The sequence below is a fragment of the Prevotella sp. MGM2 genome (genome assembly GCF_002933955.1).
Classification (GTDB): domain Bacteria; phylum Bacteroidota; class Bacteroidia; order Bacteroidales; family Bacteroidaceae; genus Alloprevotella.
In genome coordinates this window covers 1-1821 of record NZ_BEWW01000214.1, presented here as the reverse complement: position 1 = coordinate 1821, position 1821 = coordinate 1, and the positions used below count along the sequence as shown (strand labels likewise).

Annotated in this window: 1 protein-coding gene; it reads right to left on the bottom strand. The window is 49.1% G+C overall.

Features of this window, described 5'->3' with window-relative positions; translation table 11 throughout:
• The coding region (locus tag C5S62_RS05055; RefSeq protein ID WP_255400140.1) for a bifunctional fucokinase/fucose-1-phosphate guanylyltransferase at window positions 1-1771 on the bottom strand (1771 nt) is incomplete at its 3' end.
• Window positions 1772-1821 lie beyond the last annotated feature (50 nt).

Genomic DNA, 1821 nt, shown 5'->3' with positions numbered 1-1821 from the left:
GCATTTGTTCAAGCACTAAGGTACGGTTTGACACCTCGTTTTTATCCCATCCCAAACCGCAGAAATCGCTTAACGCCCCCAATACCGTTGCTGCCAGAATGCTGCTTGTACCCAATCCCGAACCGGCCGGTATGGCCGACAATAGGGTTATTTCTATACCGCAACCGAAAGCTTTGAGCTGTCTGCGCAAGGATGGAAATTTTTCCTCACTGAATCCAGGCATAAAGCCGGCCAATGCCAACGCCGCCTTAGGAATGGAAAACGGCGATCCTACCTTATTGAACAATCTTAATTCCTCGTATGTTTCAATACGTTCCATTGCCCCCAAATCTATGGAACGGCAAATTACGACAGGTTCTTTACAAGGCTTTACATAGACCTGCAAAGGCGGCTGCCCATTGAGTTCGATGGCCATATTCACCACATTCCCACCAGCCATAAGACTGTAAGGCGGCGTATCAGTCCACCCACCGGCCAAATCTATACGCACACTGCTGCGCCCCCACACGATCTGATCAGCATAAGTTGTCATACGCGGCGCACACCGATGACACAGCACATTCCCGGTAAGTCCATCCCGCAAGAGTTCGAAAGCCTGCGCTTCATAACCGGCAGAAGCAACGGCATCCCGGTCACGCAGCATTTCCGAACGGAACATGGCATCGTGAATACGTGTCATCAGGGCGGCATCATCGGGTAACGCGGCCGGAAGAGACAATCTGTCGTCGGCAAACTTCTGTGCCATATCTTTCAAATTAACCTGATAAAATACACTCCGTGTCCAATTTTTGGCCACAAGAGGCAACGTAAGGCCGGACAGTTCGCGACGTTGGTCAAACAGTCGGCAAAGATTGGCATATACGGATATTTCATCCGCAGAAAGGCGGCGCAATGAGCGCCATAATTCCGTATCTTCCATTTCAGGCTCTTCGGCAAAGAACCACTTGACAAGGCGTTCCATCTCTGCCTTGTCTGCCGTTACGGGGAAAAGACTTGCAGCCTGTAAGTCATCCAACCGCCTCAAATCTTCGGGGAGAATGCCACGCTGCGCCATCCATTCTTTTACCGGAACGCCCAAAAATAAAGTGCCCGTATCGCAAATATCACCGCGAAAAGCATCATCATAACCATATACACGCACAGCATAATCAGCCTCTCCAACCGGTGTCACATCCACACACACACTTTCCGGCAGAGTTATGTTCCAATCATTTTTCGGTATACCGGTAATAATATTGCGGCTGCTGTAATGCCATCCTTCACCAAGAAAAGCATTTTCCACCCACACAAAAGCATTTCCCTCTGCCGGAGGATTGGCTATCAAAGCATTCTGCGTAAAAATAGCTGGTTGCCGCTTCACACCTTTCTGAATAATGAAACGCTGGTCTTTTACTAAATTCTGAATGGCATAGGTAGAAGAAATCATCTCAGACGCCGTACCAAAATGGTAGAACTCACCACCCTGAAGCGGTATGACAGCCACTTTCAGACCGGACAGATTCTCATCCGGCCGGGAAGGGCTGTTACCCAAGGCACATCCGAATTGCGAATAAAGATCATAATATTGCGTTATGGAAAAAGCTTCGCCACTATGTCCGTATTGCCGTATATTGCTGCACTTTTCCATGAGTTTCATAACGGCTTTGTCAGAAAGCAGCCATACGCCTATGTCCATCAAGGCAAAGTGGGTAGGCATCAGGCGCGCCTGTTCGTCTGTTGACGGCTTTTGCAGCATAAAGTCAAGTTCGCCCGGCCGTTCACGGTTCATCATGAAAACACCGTGATGAGAGGCTTGTTCATGATCTGCCCAAAGCCCGTAAC